This is a genomic window from Salmonella sp. 2020_1459 (assembly GCF_043847915.1).
GTDB classification, from domain to species: domain Bacteria; phylum Pseudomonadota; class Gammaproteobacteria; order Enterobacterales; family Enterobacteriaceae; genus Salmonella; species Salmonella enterica.
In genome coordinates, this window is the sequence record NZ_JBCMFA010000001.1 from 688,083 (window position 1) to 705,474 (window position 17,392).

The 17,392-nt window shown below is 50.9% G+C and carries 16 protein-coding genes; 12 read left to right on the plus strand and 4 right to left on the minus strand.

Features of this window, described 5'->3' with window-relative positions; translation table 11 throughout:
- The first annotated feature begins 9 nt into the window (after positions 1-9).
- From ACH0VJ_RS03555 to roxA, 7 genes are all read left to right on the plus strand, one after another.
- Positions 10-471: an NUDIX hydrolase gene (locus tag ACH0VJ_RS03555; RefSeq protein WP_000476066.1), complete on the plus strand. Its 462-nt coding sequence runs from the start codon at positions 10-12 to the stop codon at positions 469-471.
- 53 nt (positions 472-524) lie between these two features.
- A complete protein-coding gene (gene mnmA / locus ACH0VJ_RS03560) occupies positions 525-1,631 on the plus strand; it encodes a tRNA 2-thiouridine(34) synthase MnmA (protein WP_000004541.1) in 1,107 nt (368 codons plus the stop codon).
- 86 nt (positions 1,632-1,717) lie between these two features.
- Complete coding sequence (gene hflD / locus ACH0VJ_RS03565) at positions 1,718-2,359, plus strand: high frequency lysogenization protein HflD (RefSeq protein ID WP_001519653.1); 642 nt, start codon at positions 1,718-1,720, stop codon at positions 2,357-2,359.
- 3 nt (positions 2,360-2,362) lie between these two features.
- Positions 2,363-3,733, plus strand: a complete 1,371-nt coding sequence (gene purB, locus ACH0VJ_RS03570) for an adenylosuccinate lyase (protein ID WP_000423763.1) — start codon at positions 2,363-2,365, stop codon at positions 3,731-3,733.
- A gap of 126 nt (positions 3,734-3,859) precedes the next feature.
- Complete coding sequence (gene phoP / locus ACH0VJ_RS03575; RefSeq protein WP_001537766.1) at positions 3,860-4,531, plus strand: two-component system response regulator PhoP; 672 nt, start codon at positions 3,860-3,862, stop codon at positions 4,529-4,531.
- Positions 4,531-5,994, plus strand: a complete 1,464-nt coding sequence (phoQ, locus tag ACH0VJ_RS03580) for a two-component system sensor histidine kinase PhoQ (protein ID WP_001031687.1) — start codon at positions 4,531-4,533, stop codon at positions 5,992-5,994. Before phoP ends, phoQ begins: the two co-directional genes overlap by 1 nt.
- 80 nt (positions 5,995-6,074) lie before the next feature.
- The gene (gene roxA, locus ACH0VJ_RS03585) at positions 6,075-7,196 is read left to right on the plus strand and encodes a [50S ribosomal protein L16]-arginine 3-hydroxylase (RefSeq protein WP_000456514.1); all 1,122 of its coding nucleotides are present in this window, start codon (positions 6,075-6,077) and stop codon (positions 7,194-7,196) included.
- A gap of 39 nt (positions 7,197-7,235) precedes the next feature.
- Here the strand turns inward: roxA and ACH0VJ_RS03590 are convergent, their stop codons facing one another.
- Both ACH0VJ_RS03590 and pepT read right to left on the minus strand, forming a co-directional pair.
- Positions 7,236-8,570 (minus strand): hypothetical protein, encoded by a 1,335-nt coding sequence (locus ACH0VJ_RS03590; protein ID WP_000944536.1) that lies wholly within the window; start codon positions 8,568-8,570, stop codon positions 7,236-7,238.
- Between the two features lie 3 nt (positions 8,571-8,573).
- Positions 8,574-9,803, minus strand: a complete 1,230-nt coding sequence (gene pepT, locus ACH0VJ_RS03595) for a peptidase T (protein ID WP_000359414.1) — start codon at positions 9,801-9,803, stop codon at positions 8,574-8,576.
- 250 nt (positions 9,804-10,053) lie between these two features.
- Between pepT and potA the strand changes: the two genes are divergently transcribed.
- The 5 genes from potA to potD all read left to right on the plus strand — a co-directional run bounded on the left by potA (position 10,054) and on the right by potD (position 15,542).
- Positions 10,054-11,190: a spermidine/putrescine ABC transporter ATP-binding protein PotA gene (gene potA, locus ACH0VJ_RS03600; RefSeq protein ID WP_000531607.1), complete on the plus strand. Its 1,137-nt coding sequence runs from the start codon at positions 10,054-10,056 to the stop codon at positions 11,188-11,190.
- Positions 11,174-12,037 carry a spermidine/putrescine ABC transporter permease PotB gene (gene potB / locus ACH0VJ_RS03605; protein ID WP_000799391.1) on the plus strand — a complete coding sequence of 288 codons (864 nt, stop codon included), beginning with the start codon at positions 11,174-11,176 and terminating at the stop codon, positions 12,035-12,037. The genes potA and potB overlap by 17 nt, the downstream gene beginning before the upstream one ends.
- A gap of 328 nt (positions 12,038-12,365) precedes the next feature.
- Positions 12,366-13,376 carry an SPI-2 type III secretion system effector SifA gene (gene sifA, locus ACH0VJ_RS03610; protein WP_001537495.1) on the plus strand — a complete coding sequence of 337 codons (1,011 nt, stop codon included), beginning with the start codon at positions 12,366-12,368 and terminating at the stop codon, positions 13,374-13,376.
- A gap of 315 nt (positions 13,377-13,691) precedes the next feature.
- On the plus strand, positions 13,692-14,471 hold the full coding sequence (gene potC, locus ACH0VJ_RS03615; protein WP_000580299.1) for a spermidine/putrescine ABC transporter permease PotC: 780 nt from the start codon (positions 13,692-13,694) through the stop codon (positions 14,469-14,471).
- Positions 14,472-14,495: 24 nt separating this feature from the next.
- Positions 14,496-15,542 carry a spermidine/putrescine ABC transporter substrate-binding protein PotD gene (gene potD / locus ACH0VJ_RS03620; RefSeq protein ID WP_000759329.1) on the plus strand — a complete coding sequence of 349 codons (1,047 nt, stop codon included), beginning with the start codon at positions 14,496-14,498 and terminating at the stop codon, positions 15,540-15,542.
- Between the two features lie 81 nt (positions 15,543-15,623).
- On the opposite strand, the gene cobB is transcribed toward potD, so the two are convergent.
- Together cobB and nagK are read right to left on the minus strand one after the other, a co-directional pair.
- Positions 15,624-16,445 carry a Sir2 family NAD+-dependent deacetylase gene (cobB, locus tag ACH0VJ_RS03625; protein WP_001191856.1) on the minus strand — a complete coding sequence of 274 codons (822 nt, stop codon included), beginning with the start codon at positions 16,443-16,445 and terminating at the stop codon, positions 15,624-15,626.
- Between the two features lie 18 nt (positions 16,446-16,463).
- The gene (nagK, locus tag ACH0VJ_RS03630; RefSeq protein ID WP_000291330.1) at positions 16,464-17,375 is read right to left on the minus strand and encodes an N-acetylglucosamine kinase; all 912 of its coding nucleotides are present in this window, start codon (positions 17,373-17,375) and stop codon (positions 16,464-16,466) included.
- Between the last annotated feature and the right edge of the window lie 17 nt (positions 17,376-17,392).

A 17,392-nucleotide genomic window follows, 5' to 3' on the forward strand; every position in this document is an offset into this window, starting at 1 on the left:
AGGATGCCTATGTTCAAGCCGCACGTGACCGTTGCCTGCATCGTACATGCCGAAGATAAATTTCTGGTGGTGGAAGAGACCATCAACGGTAAATCGTTATGGAATCAACCTGCCGGACACCTGGAGGCAGATGAAACGCTGGCGCAGGCCGCCGCGCGAGAACTGTGGGAAGAGACTGGCATCACGGCACAACCACAGTATTTTATCCGTATGCATCAGTGGATTGCGCCGGATAAAACCCCGTTCCTGCGCTTTTTATTCGCTATCAAGCTTGATCATATTTGCGCGACCGACCCCCATGACAATGACATCGATTGCTGCCGTTGGGTGAGCGCCGACGAGATTCTGAACGCGCCGAATTTACGTTCTCCGCTGGTGGCTGAAAGCATTCGCAGTTATCAAACGGGACAACGTTACCCCTTATCTATAGTGGGCGAATTTAACTGGCCGTTTACAGAGGGTGTCAAGTAAAGGGCTGCGTGATAGAATACGCCGCCTTGAAGTTCAATGTCGCGAGTATTCCAATGTCAGAAAGCCCAAAAAAAGTGATCGTCGGCATGTCCGGCGGTGTCGATTCCTCCGTTTCCGCCTGGCTGTTGCAACAACAGGGTTATCAGGTAGAAGGCCTGTTCATGAAGAACTGGGAAGAGGACGATGGTGAGGAATACTGTACCGCTGCAGCCGATCTGGCTGACGCGCAGGCCGTGTGCGACAAGCTTGGCATTGAACTGCATACCGTTAATTTTGCCGCAGAATATTGGGATAACGTCTTTGAACTGTTCCTTGAAGAGTACAAAGCGGGCCGTACGCCGAATCCGGATATTCTGTGCAATAAAGAGATCAAATTTAAAGCCTTCCTTGAATTTGCCGCAGAAGATTTAGGCGCCGACTATATCGCCACCGGTCACTACGTCCGTCGCGCGGATGTAAACGGCAAAAGCCGGTTGTTGCGCGGGCTCGACGGTAACAAAGATCAGAGCTACTTCCTCTATACGCTTGGCCATGAGCAGATTGCGCAAAGTCTGTTCCCGGTTGGCGAGCTGGAAAAACCGCAGGTGCGTAAAATCGCCGAAGATCTGGGGCTGGTAACCGCAAAGAAAAAAGATTCTACCGGTATCTGCTTTATCGGCGAGCGCAAATTCCGCGACTTTTTAGGGCGCTATCTGCCTGCGCAGCCGGGGAAAATCATTACCGTTGACGGCGATGAAATCGGCGAGCATCAGGGTCTGATGTATCATACGCTCGGTCAGCGTAAAGGGCTGGGAATCGGCGGCACCAAAGACGGTAGCGAAGACCCCTGGTATGTAGTGGATAAAGACGTTGAAAACAATGTGTTAATTGTCGCCCAGGGGCATGAGCACCCACGCCTGATGTCGGTAGGCCTCATCGCCCAGCAGCTACATTGGGTCGATCGCGAACCGTTCACCGGCACCCTGCGCTGTACGGTAAAAACCCGCTACCGCCAGACCGATATTCCGTGCACGATTAACGCGCTGAATGACGATCGTATCGAGGTCATTTTTGACGAGCCGGTTGCCGCCGTTACGCCGGGCCAGTCCGCTGTCTTTTACAGCGGCGAAGTCTGCCTGGGCGGCGGCATTATCGAGCAGCGACTGCCGCTGACGGTCTGATTATTCAATACACAACACCATTCAAGTCGCCTCAAAGCGGCTTAAAAGATGAAGTGTATTTTATTTGATACAAGGAAGCAGTGATTGTGGCAAAGAATTATTATGACATCACCCTCGCGCTGTCTGGCATTTGCCAGTCGGCACGCCTGGTACAACAACTGGCGCACCAGGGGCACTGTGATGCCGACGCGTTGCACGTTTCACTCAACAGTGTCATTGATATGAATCCCAGTTCTACTCTGGGCGTGTTCGGCGGCAGCGAAGCTAACCTGCGTCTTGGTCTGGAAACACTGCTCGGCGTGCTGAATGCCAGCAGCCGACAAGGACTTAACGCCGAACTGACGCGTTATACGCTTAGCCTGATGGTGCTGGAGCGCAAGCTGTCATCCGCCAAAGGCGCGTTGAATACGTTAGGCGATCGCATTAACGGCCTGCAGCGCCAGCTTGACCATTTTGATTTACAGTCAGACACGTTAATGAGCGCCATGGCGGGCATCTACGTGGATGTGATTAGCCCATTGGGCCCGCGCATTCAGGTGACGGGCTCCCCGGCCGTTCTGCAAAGTCCGCAGGTGCAGGCCAAAGTCCGCGCCTCGCTACTGGCAGGCATCCGTGCAGCCGTGCTCTGGCATCAGGTAGGCGGTGGTCGCCTACAGCTTATGTTTTCTCGTCATCGCCTGACGACTCAGGCAAAACAAATTCTTGCTCATTTAACCCCGGAGTTATGATCTATGGAATTATCCTCACTGACCGCCGTTTCCCCTGTCGATGGACGCTACGGCGATAAAGTCAGCGCGCTGCGCGGAATTTTTAGCGAATACGGTTTGCTGAAATTTCGTGTACAAGTCGAAGTACGTTGGCTGCAGAAATTAGCCGCGCACGCAGCGATCAAGGAAGTTCCTGCTTTTGCTGCCGACGCAAACGGTTACCTGGATACGCTTGTTGCAAACTTCAATGAAGAAGATGCCGCGCGCATTAAAACCATTGAGCGCACCACGAATCACGATGTGAAAGCGGTTGAGTATTTTCTGAAAGAAAAAGTCGCCGCGATCCCGGCGCTACATGACGTTTCCGAATTTATCCACTTTGCCTGCACTTCTGAGGACATTAACAACCTGTCGCACGCGTTAATGCTCAAAACCGCGCGCGATGAAGTGATCCTGCCTTACTGGCGTCAGGTGATTAACGCGGTTAAAGATCTCGCCACGCAGTATCGCGACATTCCTCTGCTCTCCCGCACCCACGGCCAGCCGGCAACGCCTTCCACTCTGGGTAAAGAGATGGCGAACGTGGCGTATAGAATGGAGCGTCAGTTCCGCCAGCTCAACCAGGTGGAGATCCTCGGTAAAATCAACGGCGCCGTAGGCAACTATAACGCGCATATCGCCGCCTATCCGGAAGTTGACTGGCATCAGTTCAGCGAAGAGTTCGTCACCTCGCTGGGCATCCAGTGGAATCCTTACACCACCCAGATTGAACCGCATGATTATATTGCGGAACTGTTTGACTGTATCGCGCGCTTTAACACCATCCTGATCGATTTCGATCGCGATGTCTGGGGCTATATTGCGTTGAACCATTTCAAACAGAAAACCATCGCCGGGGAGATCGGTTCTTCTACCATGCCGCATAAAGTTAACCCCATTGACTTTGAAAACTCAGAAGGCAACCTCGGTCTGTCTAACGCAGTGTTGCACCATCTGGCAAACAAACTGCCGGTTTCCCGCTGGCAGCGCGATCTGACCGACTCAACCGTCCTGCGTAACCTGGGTGTCGGCATCGGCTATGCGCTTATCGCTTATCAGTCCACCCTGAAGGGCGTCAGCAAGCTGGAAGTAAACCGCGATCATCTGCTTGACGAACTGGATCACAACTGGGAAGTATTAGCCGAACCGATCCAGACCGTCATGCGCCGCTATGGTATTGAAAAACCATATGAAAAACTGAAAGAGTTGACCCGTGGCAAGCGTGTTGATGCCGAAGGAATGAAACAGTTTATTGATAGTCTGGCCCTGCCGGAAGCAGAAAAAACGCGCCTTAAAGCCATGACGCCGGCAAATTATATCGGTCGCGCTGTGACTCTGGTCGACGAACTTAAATAATGCCTGCCTCACCCTCTTTTCTTCAGAAAGAGGGTGACTATTTGTCTGGTTTATTAACTGTTTATCCCCAAAGCACCATAATCAACGCTAGACTGTTCTTATTGTTAACACAAGGGAGAAGAGATGATGCGCGTACTGGTTGTAGAGGATAATGCATTATTACGCCACCACCTGAAGGTTCAGCTCCAGGATTCAGGTCACCAGGTCGATGCCGCAGAAGATGCCAGGGAAGCTGATTACTACCTTAATGAACACCTTCCGGATATCGCTATTGTCGATTTAGGTCTGCCGGATGAAGACGGCCTTTCCTTAATACGCCGCTGGCGCAGCAGTGATGTTTCACTGCCGGTTCTGGTGTTAACCGCGCGCGAAGGCTGGCAGGATAAAGTCGAGGTTCTCAGCTCCGGGGCCGATGACTACGTGACGAAGCCATTCCACATCGAAGAGGTAATGGCGCGTATGCAGGCGTTAATGCGCCGTAATAGCGGTCTGGCCTCCCAGGTGATCAACATCCCGCCGTTCCAGGTGGATCTCTCACGCCGGGAATTATCCGTCAATGAAGAGGTCATCAAACTCACGGCGTTCGAATACACCATTATGGAAACGCTTATCCGTAACAACGGTAAAGTGGTCAGCAAAGATTCGCTGATGCTTCAGCTGTATCCGGATGCGGAACTGCGGGAAAGTCATACCATTGATGTTCTCATGGGGCGTCTGCGGAAAAAAATACAGGCCCAGTATCCGCACGATGTCATTACCACCGTACGCGGACAAGGATATCTTTTTGAATTGCGCTAATGAATAAATTTGCTCGCCATTTTCTGCCGCTGTCGCTGCGGGTTCGTTTTTTGCTGGCGACAGCCGGCGTCGTGCTGGTGCTTTCTTTGGCATATGGCATAGTGGCGCTGGTCGGCTATAGCGTAAGTTTTGATAAAACCACCTTTCGTCTGCTGCGCGGCGAAAGCAACCTGTTTTACACCCTCGCCAAATGGGAAAATAATAAAATCAGCGTTGAGCTGCCTGAAAATCTGGACATGCAAAGCCCGACCATGACGCTGATTTACGATGAAACGGGCAAATTATTATGGACGCAGCGCAACATCCCCTGGCTGATTAAAAGCATTCAACCGGAATGGTTAAAAACGAACGGCTTCCATGAAATTGAAACCAACGTAGACGCTACCAGCACGCTGTTGAGCGAGGATCATTCCGCGCAGGAAAAACTCAAAGAAGTACGTGAAGATGACGATGATGCCGAGATGACCCACTCGGTAGCGGTAAATATTTATCCTGCCACGGCGCGGATGCCGCAGTTAACCATCGTGGTGGTCGATACCATTCCGATAGAACTAAAACGCTCCTATATGGTGTGGAGCTGGTTCGTATACGTGCTGGCCGCCAATTTACTGTTAGTCATTCCTTTACTGTGGATCGCCGCCTGGTGGAGCTTACGCCCTATCGAGGCGCTGGCGCGGGAAGTCCGCGAGCTTGAAGATCATCACCGCGAAATGCTCAATCCGGAGACGACGCGTGAGCTGACCAGCCTTGTGCGCAACCTTAATCAACTGCTCAAAAGCGAGCGTGAACGTTATAACAAATACCGCACGACCCTGACCGACCTGACGCACAGTTTAAAAACGCCGCTCGCGGTTTTGCAGAGTACGTTACGCTCTTTACGCAACGAAAAGATGAGCGTCAGCAAAGCTGAACCGGTGATGCTGGAACAGATCAGCCGGATTTCCCAGCAGATCGGCTATTATCTGCATCGCGCCAGTATGCGCGGTAGCGGCGTATTGTTAAGCCGCGAACTGCATCCCGTCGCGCCGTTGTTAGATAACCTGATCTCCGCGCTCAATAAAGTTTATCAGCGTAAAGGGGTGAATATCAGTATGGATATTTCACCAGAGATCAGTTTTGTCGGCGAGCAAAACGACTTTGTCGAAGTAATGGGCAACGTACTGGACAACGCTTGTAAATATTGTCTGGAGTTTGTCGAGATTTCGGCTCGCCAGACCGACGATCATTTGCATATTTTCGTCGAAGATGATGGCCCAGGCATTCCCCACAGTAAACGATCCCTGGTGTTTGATCGCGGTCAGCGCGCCGATACCCTACGACCAGGACAAGGCGTGGGGCTGGCTGTCGCGCGCGAGATTACGGAACAATACGCCGGGCAGATCATTGCCAGCGACAGTCTGCTCGGCGGTGCCCGTATGGAGGTCGTTTTTGGCCGACAGCACCCCACACAGAAAGAGGAATAAACATTTCTGTGCGTTCTTCCACGCATCTCGTTAAGCATCCGTTATAATCGGTGTCAGATACCAGCCTGCGGATACTTAACATGGAATACCAATTAACTCTTAACTGGCCCGACTTTCTTGAACGCCACTGGCAAAAACGCCCGGTGGTCTTAAAACGTGGGTTTAGCAACTTTATCGATCCGCTCTCGCCGGATGAGCTGGCGGGGCTGGCGATGGAAAGCGAAATCGACAGCCGTCTCGTTAGCCATCAGGATGGCAAATGGCAGGTCAGCCATGGCCCTTTCGAAAGCTACGATCATCTGGGTGAGAGCAACTGGTCGCTGCTGGTACAGGCGGTAAACCACTGGCACGAACCCACCGCCGCCTTGATGCGCCCGTTCCGCGCTCTGCCGGACTGGCGTATCGACGATCTGATGATCTCCTTTTCCGTCCCCGGCGGCGGCGTTGGCCCGCATCTGGATCAGTATGATGTGTTTATTATCCAGGGAACCGGTCGCCGTCGCTGGCGCGTGGGCGAAAAGCTGCAAATGCGTCAGCACTGCCCACATCCCGACCTGTTACAAGTCGATCCGTTCGAGGCCATTATTGATGAAGAGCTGGAGCCGGGCGACATTCTGTATATTCCGCCAGGATTCCCGCATGAAGGCTATGCGCTGGAAAACGCCATGAACTATTCGGTCGGTTTTCGCGCGCCCAATAGCCGTGAGCTGATCAGCGGTTTTGCCGATTACGTCCTGCAACGGGAGTTGGGCAATACATACTACAGCGATCCGGATATGCCGTCCCGCAAGCATCCGGCGGATATCCTGCCGCAGGAGATGGATAAACTGCGTAATATGATGCTCGATTTGATCAATCAACCCGCGCATTTCCAACAGTGGCTTGGCGAGTTTCTCTCTCAGTCACGCCACGAACTGGATATTGCGCCGCCGGAGCCGCCGTATCAGCCTGATGAAATTTACGATGCCTTAAAGCAAGGCGAGGTATTAGTACGTCTCGGCGGGCTTCGCGTATTGCGTATCGGCGATGAGGTCTATGCGAATGGCGAAAAAATAGACTCTCCGCATCGCCCCGCTCTTGAGGCGCTCGCCAGTCATATTGCACTGACCGCTGAAAACTTCGGCGATGCGCTGGAAGACCCGTCCTTCCTCGCGATGCTGGCGGCGCTGGTGAATAGCGGGTACTGGTTCTTCGAAGGATAAGAATATCGCAATGCCCGGCGACCGCCGGGCTGACGCAAACTATCCACAACGATCGCCGCCAGGGTTGGCGACATCGTTATATTGCGGATCGCCCGGATAAAGCGAGTGGGCCATTCGATGGCGAAATGACATTTGCCGATAGCGCCGCGCCTGCGCGTTATCTCCAAGACCTTCGGCAATATTAGCCAGTTGCTGTAATCGTTCATACTGCATCTTTGCTGGATAAGCTACGGCATCAAGCGTAAAGGCGCGTTCCGCAAAGTCTTTTGCTTGTTCAAGTTCTTGATTACTCTGATAAAGCAGCGAAATACCATACAACACCATTGATACGTCGGACTGCCGACGTTTATATTCTGCCAGCAATGGGAGATAGAGGGAGGTACTGTCCAGGTCGATGTTTTCGGGCAAATAAAAGCGTAATCGTGATATTACCGTCGCCATTGGCGTTAAACGGCTCTGGTAATACGCGATAAGTTTAAGGTAGAGATCTTTCGCTTCCTTATAATGATGGCCCTGTGCATAAAAGCCAGCAAGATTATTGCTGTCAACCGTCATTTCGCCGAATTCGGCGCCATAAAGCGTTTGCTCAATTTTTAGCGCCTGACTTAGCGCATTAATCGCCTCGCTAATATGCCCTGCATTATAAGCAATATCCGCTTTCTGCTGCAAAAAAGAGGCGACGCGCTCACGATTATCCCAGGTTTTATCTCGTAAAATAACGCTCAGCCACTGCCGCTCCGTTGCGTCTATCTTCGCCAAATAATAGGCTTTACGCGCACTATCACATTCGACATCCCGCTCTTCCAGCGCATCAGAATAAGCGTCGCGCATCCTGTTTAAGGTATAAACCAATGCTTCCGTCGATGCCTTTTTGTCTTTAAGACGCCACGTTAATGCCTGCTCTTGCCAGGCTATCTGCTGACGGTAATCAACCTTGATCTCGTATCGCCACTGCTCTGTCGGTGAATACTCTATATAACGATCGTCACTGTAAACATTAAAGGCCGCCAGGTGTTCAAACATATCGGCCCGATCGCCCGGATAAGTGTCCGCCGGAAATGTTTTCATTATTGCCCGCGCTCGCAGCAGCATTTGCGGCGTTAACTCCGGTTTACCCAGCCATTGATAAATATCGCTTTGTAATAGCAGGCTACGAACAAGCTGTATTGAGCGTTTGCCATATTGCTGCGAGGCCAGCCTCACCGCATCATCAATAAACGTCATGCAGGTTTCATCGCCAGTCATAAAACATGCTGCAGATTGTTGCTGGCGCTGGGACCAGGAAGGCGTATATTCGGCGCTCCAGGCAGAAAAATTTATGGCGGAAAATATCCCGCCATAAATAATAAAACGCTTCACCACAATGCGTAACATTCGCTACTGCCCGCGCTTAGCCGTCAGCTCCGCGATACGCACAATCACCTGTACCGCTTTTTCCATCCCCTCCAGCGTCACAAACTCATGTTTACCATGATAGTTATATCCGCCGGTAAAGAGATTAGGACATGGCAGACCCATAAACGACAGTTGCGCCCCGTCTGTACCGCCGCGAATCGGTTTCATCTCCGGCGTAATATGACAGTCGCGCATGGCCTGCTGGGCGATATCGAGAATATGCGGATGTTCAACTACTTTTTCGCGCATATTGTAATAACTGTCTTCAATCACCAGTTCGATATAGCAGTCCGGATGCAGCCCCTTACCGACTTTTTTGGCAATCTCCATCATTTTGCGTTTACGCGCTTCAAACTGCTTACGGTCGAAATCGCGAATGATGTAGTGCATTTCGGCCCGGTCAACGGTGCCTTTCATGCTGGCCAGATGATAAAACCCTTCGTAACCTTCGGTGGTTTCAGGCGCTTCATCCGCCGGCACTTCCGCGTGAATCCTCGCCGCCAACGACAGCGCATTGACCATCACGCCTTTTGCCGTACCGGGATGCACGTTATTGCCGACGATTTTGATATTCACCGAGGCGGCATTGAAGTTTTCAAACTCCAGTTCGCCCACGCCGCCGCCGTCGACCGTATAGGCCCACTGCGCGCCAAAGGCCTCAACATCGAAGTGCTTCGCGCCTTTCCCTACCTCTTCGTCAGGCGTAAACGCCACTTTAATTTCACCGTGGGGAATAGGATTACCTTTCAGCACCGCCAGCGCGGTCATGATCTCCGCAACGCCGGCTTTATCGTCCGCGCCCAGCAATGTCTTACCATCGGTAGTAATCAGCGTCTGTCCCAGTAATTGATGCAGTACCGGGAACATCACGGGTGACAACACCTCATCGCCAATCCCTAATGCTATATCGCCGCCGCGATAATTCTCGACAATCTGCGGGTTAACGTTTTTACCGCTGAAATCCGGAGAGGTATCCACATGGGAGATAAAACCAATGGCGGGAATATCCCCCTCAACATTGGCCGGGAGCGTCGCCATCAACGTCCCTTTTTCACTTAATGTAATGTTAACCAGCCCCATCTCTTCGAGCTGCTGTTTGAGCAAACGTAGTAACTTCCACTGCCCCTCAGTGCTGGGAACCTGCCGAACACCCGACTTTGATTGGGTATCCAGCGATACGTAGTGTAAAAAACGCTCAAGTAGTTTATCCATGCAGTCACCCTCACTTTTCGTGACAACATTATTAATAAGCAAGAAAAGACAAATATTGCGTCAGGTCACTTTTATCCCTGCAAACAAGAATATTTCACTTTGACACGCTTTCTGACTATAAAGCTAAGTCAGTAATTCGCAACAAGGATTGGCGATCACAGTGGTTTGCCGTAGAATGACCGCCCTCATTAAGAGTGATTAAGGTGGTTAACCACAAACCCCGCAGCGGTCAGCCATCCGTTGCGTTTACATGGGACAGAGTAAGAAATTGAATAATCAACCGCGTTCGCTTTCACCGCTGGTGCTTTTGTCGGGAATTAGCAAAAGTTTCGATGGCAAAGAGGTCATTTCACAGCTGGATTTGACCATTAACAATGGCGAATTCCTCACGCTGCTTGGCCCTTCCGGCTGCGGTAAAACAACCGTTCTTCGCCTGATTGCCGGCCTGGAAACCGTTGATGCCGGGCATATCATGTTGGATAACCAGGATATCACCCACGTTCCCGCCGAAAATCGTTATGTAAATACCGTATTTCAAAGCTACGCTTTATTTCCGCATATGACGGTGTTTGAAAATGTCGCGTTTGGGTTACGGATGCAAAAAACGCCAGCCGCCGAGATAGCGCCTCGCGTGACCGATGCGCTGCGTATGGTGCAGCTTGAAGAGTTTGCACAACGTAAACCGCACCAGCTTTCCGGCGGACAGCAGCAGCGTGTGGCTATCGCTCGCGCGGTGGTGAATAAACCTCGCCTGTTATTACTGGACGAATCGCTCTCCGCGCTGGACTATAAATTGCGCAAACAAATGCAGAACGAGCTTAAAGCATTACAGCGTAAACTCGGTATCACGTTTGTTTTTGTCACTCACGATCAGGAAGAAGCGCTCACCATGTCCGATCGTATCGTGGTAATGCGTAATGGCGTGATTGAGCAAGACGGCACGCCGCGTGAAATCTATGAAGAGCCAAAAAACCTGTTTGTCGCCGGTTTTATCGGCGAAATTAACCGCTTTGACGCAACCGTCATTGAACGGCTTGATGAACAGCGCGTCCGCGCCAGCGTAGAAGGTCGGGAGTGCAATATATACGTCAATTTCGCTGTCGAACCGGGCCAAAAACTGAACGTCCTGCTGCGACCGGAAGATCTACGCGTCGAAGAGATCAACGATGATAACCACATCGAAGGGCTTATCGGCTACGTGCGCGAGCGCAATTATAAAGGTATGACGCTGGAGTCGGTGGTTGAACTGGAAAATGGCAAAATGGTGATGGTCAGCGAATTCTTCAACGAAGACGATCCTGACTTCGACCATTCACTTGACCAAAAAATGGCCATTAGTTGGGTAGAAAGCTGGGAGGTCGTACTGGCTGATGAAGAACACAAGTAAATTCCAGAATGTAGTGATTGTCACTATCGTCGGTTGGCTTGTGTTATTTGTTTTTCTGCCCAACCTGATGATCATTGGCACCAGCTTTCTGACCCGTGACGACGCCAGTTTCGTCAAGATGGTCTTTACGCTGGATAACTACGCGCGCCTGCTCGATCCGCTCTATTTTGAAGTGCTCCTGCACTCTCTGAATATGGCGCTGATCGCCACCCTCTCCTGCCTGGTGCTGGGCTATCCTTTTGCCTGGTTTCTGGCGAAGTTACCGGAAAAGATACGTCCGTTATTGCTGTTTTTGCTGATCGTTCCTTTCTGGACCAACTCACTGATCCGCATCTATGGGCTAAAAATATTCCTGAGCACTAAAGGTTATCTCAATGAATTCCTGCTGTGGCTGGGCGTGATTGATACGCCGATTCGCATCATGTTCACCCCGAGCGCCGTTATTATCGGCCTGGTTTACATTTTGCTGCCATTTATGGTCATGCCGCTCTACTCCAGCATTGAGAAGCTCGACAAACCACTACTGGAGGCCGCACGCGATCTCGGCGCCAGTAAAATGCAAACGTTCATCCGCATCATTATTCCATTAACCATGCCGGGCATTGTCGCCGGTTGCCTGCTCGTGATGCTACCGGCAATGGGCCTGTTCTACGTCTCCGATTTAATGGGTGGCGCGAAAAACCTGCTGATTGGTAACGTCATTAAGGTACAGTTCCTGAATATTCGCGATTGGCCGTTTGGCGCGGCTACCAGCATTACGCTGACCATTGTGATGGGACTCATGCTGTTGATTTACTGGCGGGCTTCCCGCTTATTGAATAAGAAGGTGAGTGATATAAGCGATTAATTGCGCAACGCTAACAAATCCACACGCATCCAGGCATGAAGTTTATTCAAGGGTAAACTTCATGCCTTCGGCATAAAAAACGCATGAAAGAAGTTGCCGCCAGTATTGCAAATCTACAACATCATCCGCGGTAGTCCTTCTTTTATTTTTACCTGTAGCGACGCTATCACAGACAGTAATGCGTTTATACGCGAAGCTCTCAGGTTTTATACTGATTGCCAGTCTCTTTTAAAAATTATATTACATCCGATGCGGCCGCAGTTGAGATAAAAAGGGTCGATTTAATCAATTATGTAGTCATTTTTACTCCAGTATAAGTGAGATTAATATGCCGATTACTATAGGGAATGGTTTTTTAAAAAGTGAAATCCTTACCAACTCCCCAAGGAATACGAAAGAAGCATGGTGGAAAGTTTTATGGGAAAAAATTAAAGACTTCTTTTTTTCTACTGGCAAAGAAAAAGCGGACCGTTGTCTACATGAGATGTTGTTTGCCGAACGCGCCCCCACACGAGAGCGGCTTACAGAGATTTTTTTTGAGTTGAAAGAGTTAGCCTGCGCATCGCAAAGAGATAGATTTCAGGTTTATAATCCTCATGAAAATGATGCCATCATGATTCTTCGTATCATGGATCAAAACGAAGAGAACGAATTGTTACGTATCACTCAAAATACCGATACCTTTAGCTGTGAAGTCATGGGGAATCTTTATTTTTTAATGAAAAATCGCCCGGATACTTTAAAATCGCATCCACAAATGACGGCCATGATTAAGAGAAGATATAGCGAAATCGTAGACTACCCCCTCCCTTCGACATTATGTCTCAATCCTGCTGGCGCGCCGATATTATCGGTTCCATTAGACAACATAGAGGGGTATTTATATACTGAATTGAGAAAAGGACATTTAGATGGGTGGAAAGCGCAAGAAAAGGCAACCTACCTGGCAGCGAAAATTCAGTCTGGGATTGAAAAGACAACGCGCATTTTACAGCATGCGAATATATCCGAAAGTACTCAGCAAAACGCATTTTTAGAAACAATGGCGATGTGTGGATTAAAACAGCTTGAAATACCACCACCGCATACCCACATACCTATTGAAAAAATGGTAAAAGAGGTTTTACTGGCGGATAAGACGTTTCAGGCGTTCCTCGTAACGGATCCCAGCACCAGCCAAAGTATGTTAGCTGAGATAGTCGAAACCATCTCTGATCAGGTTTTTCACGCCATTTTTAGAATAGACCCCCAGGCTATACAAAAAATGGCGGAAGAACAGTTAACCACGCTACACGTTCGCTCAGAACAACAAAGCGGCTGTTTATGTTGTTTTTTATAAAATCAGACGACGCTTTCTCAGACGTCACGTTCAGGGTTTACTCACGTACTTCCTGTTTGCCTACAGAGTAACCTCTTGCCAGGCGCAATAATGCCGCATATGACCGGATCGGATGAGAATAGTCATTTAAATGGCCTTTTTTTCCCGCTCGTCTGGCAATTTGTTGTAAAATTCGCGGCTTCAAGCGGCAGCTTGCTTCTTCCTGGCTGCTGATAACCGCGAGACGTTTTGGAGAGATTTTGGAGAAGAGAAAAAATTGATCATTTTCAATACTCTAAAAGCACCCCATCCTCTGAATAAGAAGGTGGAACTTGAATGATCGGTCGGCTGCTCCGTGGCGGTTTCATGACTGCCATCTATGCGTATCTGTATATTCCCATCATTATTCTGATCGTGAACTCCTTCAACAGTTCGCGGTTCGGCATTAACTGGCAGGGCTTTACCACTAAATGGTACGAACTACTGGTCAATAACGACAGTCTGTTGCAGGCCGCTCAACATTCACTGACGATGGCGATTTTTTCAGCGACCTTCGCCACGTTGATTGGCTCGTTAACCGCGGTGGCGCTTTATCGCTACCGCTTTCGCGGGAAGCCATTCGTCAGCGGGATGCTGTTTGTAGTAATGATGTCGCCGGATATCGTGATGGCGATCTCCCTGCTGGTGCTGTTTATGTTACTCGGCATTCAACTGGGCTTTTGGTCGTTGCTGTTCTCGCACATCACCTTTAGCCTGCCGTTTGTGGTCGTCACGGTCTATTCGCGCCTGAAAGGCTTTGATGTCAGAATGCTGGAAGCCGCAAAAGACCTGGGGGCCAGTGAGGTAACGATTTTACGCAAAATCATTCTGCCGCTGGCGATGCCGGCGGTGGCGGCGGGCTGGTTGCTGAGCTTTACGTTGTCGATGGACGATGTAGTGGTCTCGTCGTTTGTCACCGGGCCGGGCTATGAAATTTTACCCTTAAAGATTTATTCCATGGTAAAAGTCGGCGTTTCACCAGAAGTGAACGCGCTGGCGACCGTTTTATTGGTGCTGTCTCTGGTAATGGTCATTGCCAGCCAGCTTATTGCTCGTGATAAAACCAAGGGCCGATAAGGCCCGTAATTCAGGGGACGTTAAATGAAAAAATGGTCACGCCACCTGCTCGCGGCGGGCGCCCTGGCGCTGGGTATGAGTGCCGCTCATGCCTCCGACAACGACACGCTCTATTTCTATAACTGGACTGAGTATGTGCCGCCGGGCCTGCTGGAACAGTTCACTAAAGAGACTGGCATTAAGGTGATTTATTCGACCTACGAGTCGAACGAAACCATGTATGCCAAACTCAAAACCTATAAAGATGGCGCGTATGACCTGGTTGTTCCTTCTACATACTATGTCGACAAAATGCGCAAAGAAGGCATGATCCAGAAGATCGATAAGTCGAAATTAACCAATTTCCACAACCTCGATCCGGAAATGCTCAACAAACCGTTTGACCCCAACAACGATTATTCTGTTCCGTATATCTGGGGCGCAACGGCGATTGGCGTGAACAGCGATGCTATCGATCCAAAAACCATTACCAGCTGGGCTGACTTGTGGAAACCGGAATATAAAAACAGCCTGCTTTTAACCGACGATGCGCGAGAAGTCTTCCAGATGGCGCTGCGCAAGCTAGGTTATTCCGGTAACACTACCGATCCGAAAGAGATCGAAGCGGCATATGAAGAGTTGAAAAAACTGATGCCGAACGTAGCGGCCTTCAACTCCGATAATCCGGCGAATCCGTATATGGAAGGGGAAGTCAATCTGGGGATGGTGTGGAACGGTTCGGCCTTCGTTGCTCGTCAGGCTGGCACGCCGCTGGAGGTCGTCTGGCCGAAGGAAGGCGGTATTTTCTGGATGGACAGCCTGGCTATTCCGGCGAACGCGAAAAATAAAGAGGGCGCGCTGAAGCTAATCAACTTCCTGCTGCGTCCTGACGTCGCGAAAGAGGTGGCAGAAACCATCGGCTACCCTACCCCCAACCTGGCGGCGCGTAAGCTGTTAAGCCCGGAGGTCGCCAATGATAAGTCGCTCTATCCGGATGCGCAAACCATCAGCAAAGGCGAGTGGCAAAACGATGTCGGCGACGCCAGCGCCATTTATGAAGAGTATTATCAGAAGCTAAAAGCAGGACGCTAATTCAGCCAAAGCGCCTGTCGGGCCTACAGATGAACGTAACGTGAAATGTAGGCCGGATAAGGCGTTACCGGGCAAACAGCACTACAGCCCTTTCAGGAATTTATCAACAAATTCCGGCACAACCTGGCTTGCCGGGCCGTAGTGCTTCTCTTCAAACTCGCTGCCGACCTGGCTTGGCTCAAGATTCAGTTCCACCGTATGTGCGCCGTGCAGTTTTGCTTCATGCACAAACCCCGCAGCCGGATAGACATGACCGGATGTGCCAATGGCGATAAAAATATCCGCCATCGACAGCGCCATATAAATTTCATCCATGCCAAGCGGCATCTCGCCAAACCACACCACGTGCGGACGTAGCGGCGCCGGGAACTGGCAGCAGTGACATTTATCTTCCGGCATCACATCGCCGTTCCATTCCAGAATTTGGCCGCTTTGCGAACAGCGCACCTTCAACAGCTCGCCATGCATATGAATGATGTTGCGATTGCCCGCGCGTTCATGCAAATTGTCGATGTTTTGCGTCACCAGCAAAAAGCGATCGCCAAGCGCTTCTTCAAGCTTCGCTAACGCCAGATGCGCCGCATTGGGTTGTATTTCCGGCTGTTGAAGCTGCTGACGGCGGGCATTATAAAATGTCTGCACCAGCCCCGGATTACGGGCGAATCCTTCCGGCGTTGCCACGTCTTCAACCCGATGCTCTTCCCAAAGGCCATCCGCCGCGCGAAACGTACGAATACCAGACTCTGCAGAAATTCCTGCACCTGTAAGGACTAATACTCTTGGGTTTTCCATCATTTCCGGCACCACTCTGTCTCTGAAAAAGATCCGCTGGCGCAGACGTTCACGCAACAGACGTTTATTTTTACGAAAGCGGCTTAATCGATGAAACCGACGCGACTGCATAACAACCTCTTTTTTTGATTAGTCGGTAAGATGTAAAAAAGCAGCACCGCGCATCCCACCTGCATCCCCATGCCGCGCACGCTCAATGCGCGGCGCGCGGGCAACAGGGAGGAGATGGCGCGGCAGTCTTTCCGCCAGTTGCGTTGTTATTGCCGTAAAGTTCGATAGTCCGCCGCCGATCACCAATAAATCGGGATCGACAATCGTCAGTATATTCCCCAGACAAACCGCCAGTAAATCCAGATAGCGCTCAACATGCGCGTGCGCCTGCTCATCGCCCTGCTCCCACAACGCGATAATCTCCGGCGCCTGCAGCGATTGATCATAATAATGCTGATATAGCCACGCAAACCCGCGCCCGGACAGATAATTCTCAATGCAGCCCATCTGACCGCATCCACAACGGCGGAGAGGAAAATCAAACCCCATCAACGTTAGCGCGTCAACCGGCAAACGCATATGGCCAAACTCGCCGGTGATATAGCTCTGACCGGTAATCGGCTTCCCGTTTAGCACCAGGCCACCGCCGACGCCGGTGCCGAGGATAAGCCCCATAACCAAAGGATATTGCGTGAATTCATCATCCCAGGCTTCGGACAAGGCAAAACAGTTAGCGTCATTGTCCAGACGCACATCGCGATCCAGTCGGGCGCTGAGATCGGCGCGCAACGGCTTACCGCTGGCTGCCGGGACATTCGCGGCGTACAGCGTGCCGTCTTCGGTTTCCGGCATACCGGGTATGCCAATCCCTACCGACCCTTTTACGCCAAATCGCTGGTCGGCTTCCGCGACCAGTTCGCATACGGCGTCTAAAAAGGCGCTATAGCTGGTATGGGGCGTGGGAACCCGTTTTTCCCACTGCAGCCGCCGCGTTGAGTCAAATACGCCTAACGCAATCTTTGTTCCGCCAATGTCAAACCCGTAATACATCACCGCTCCTTGTTTTT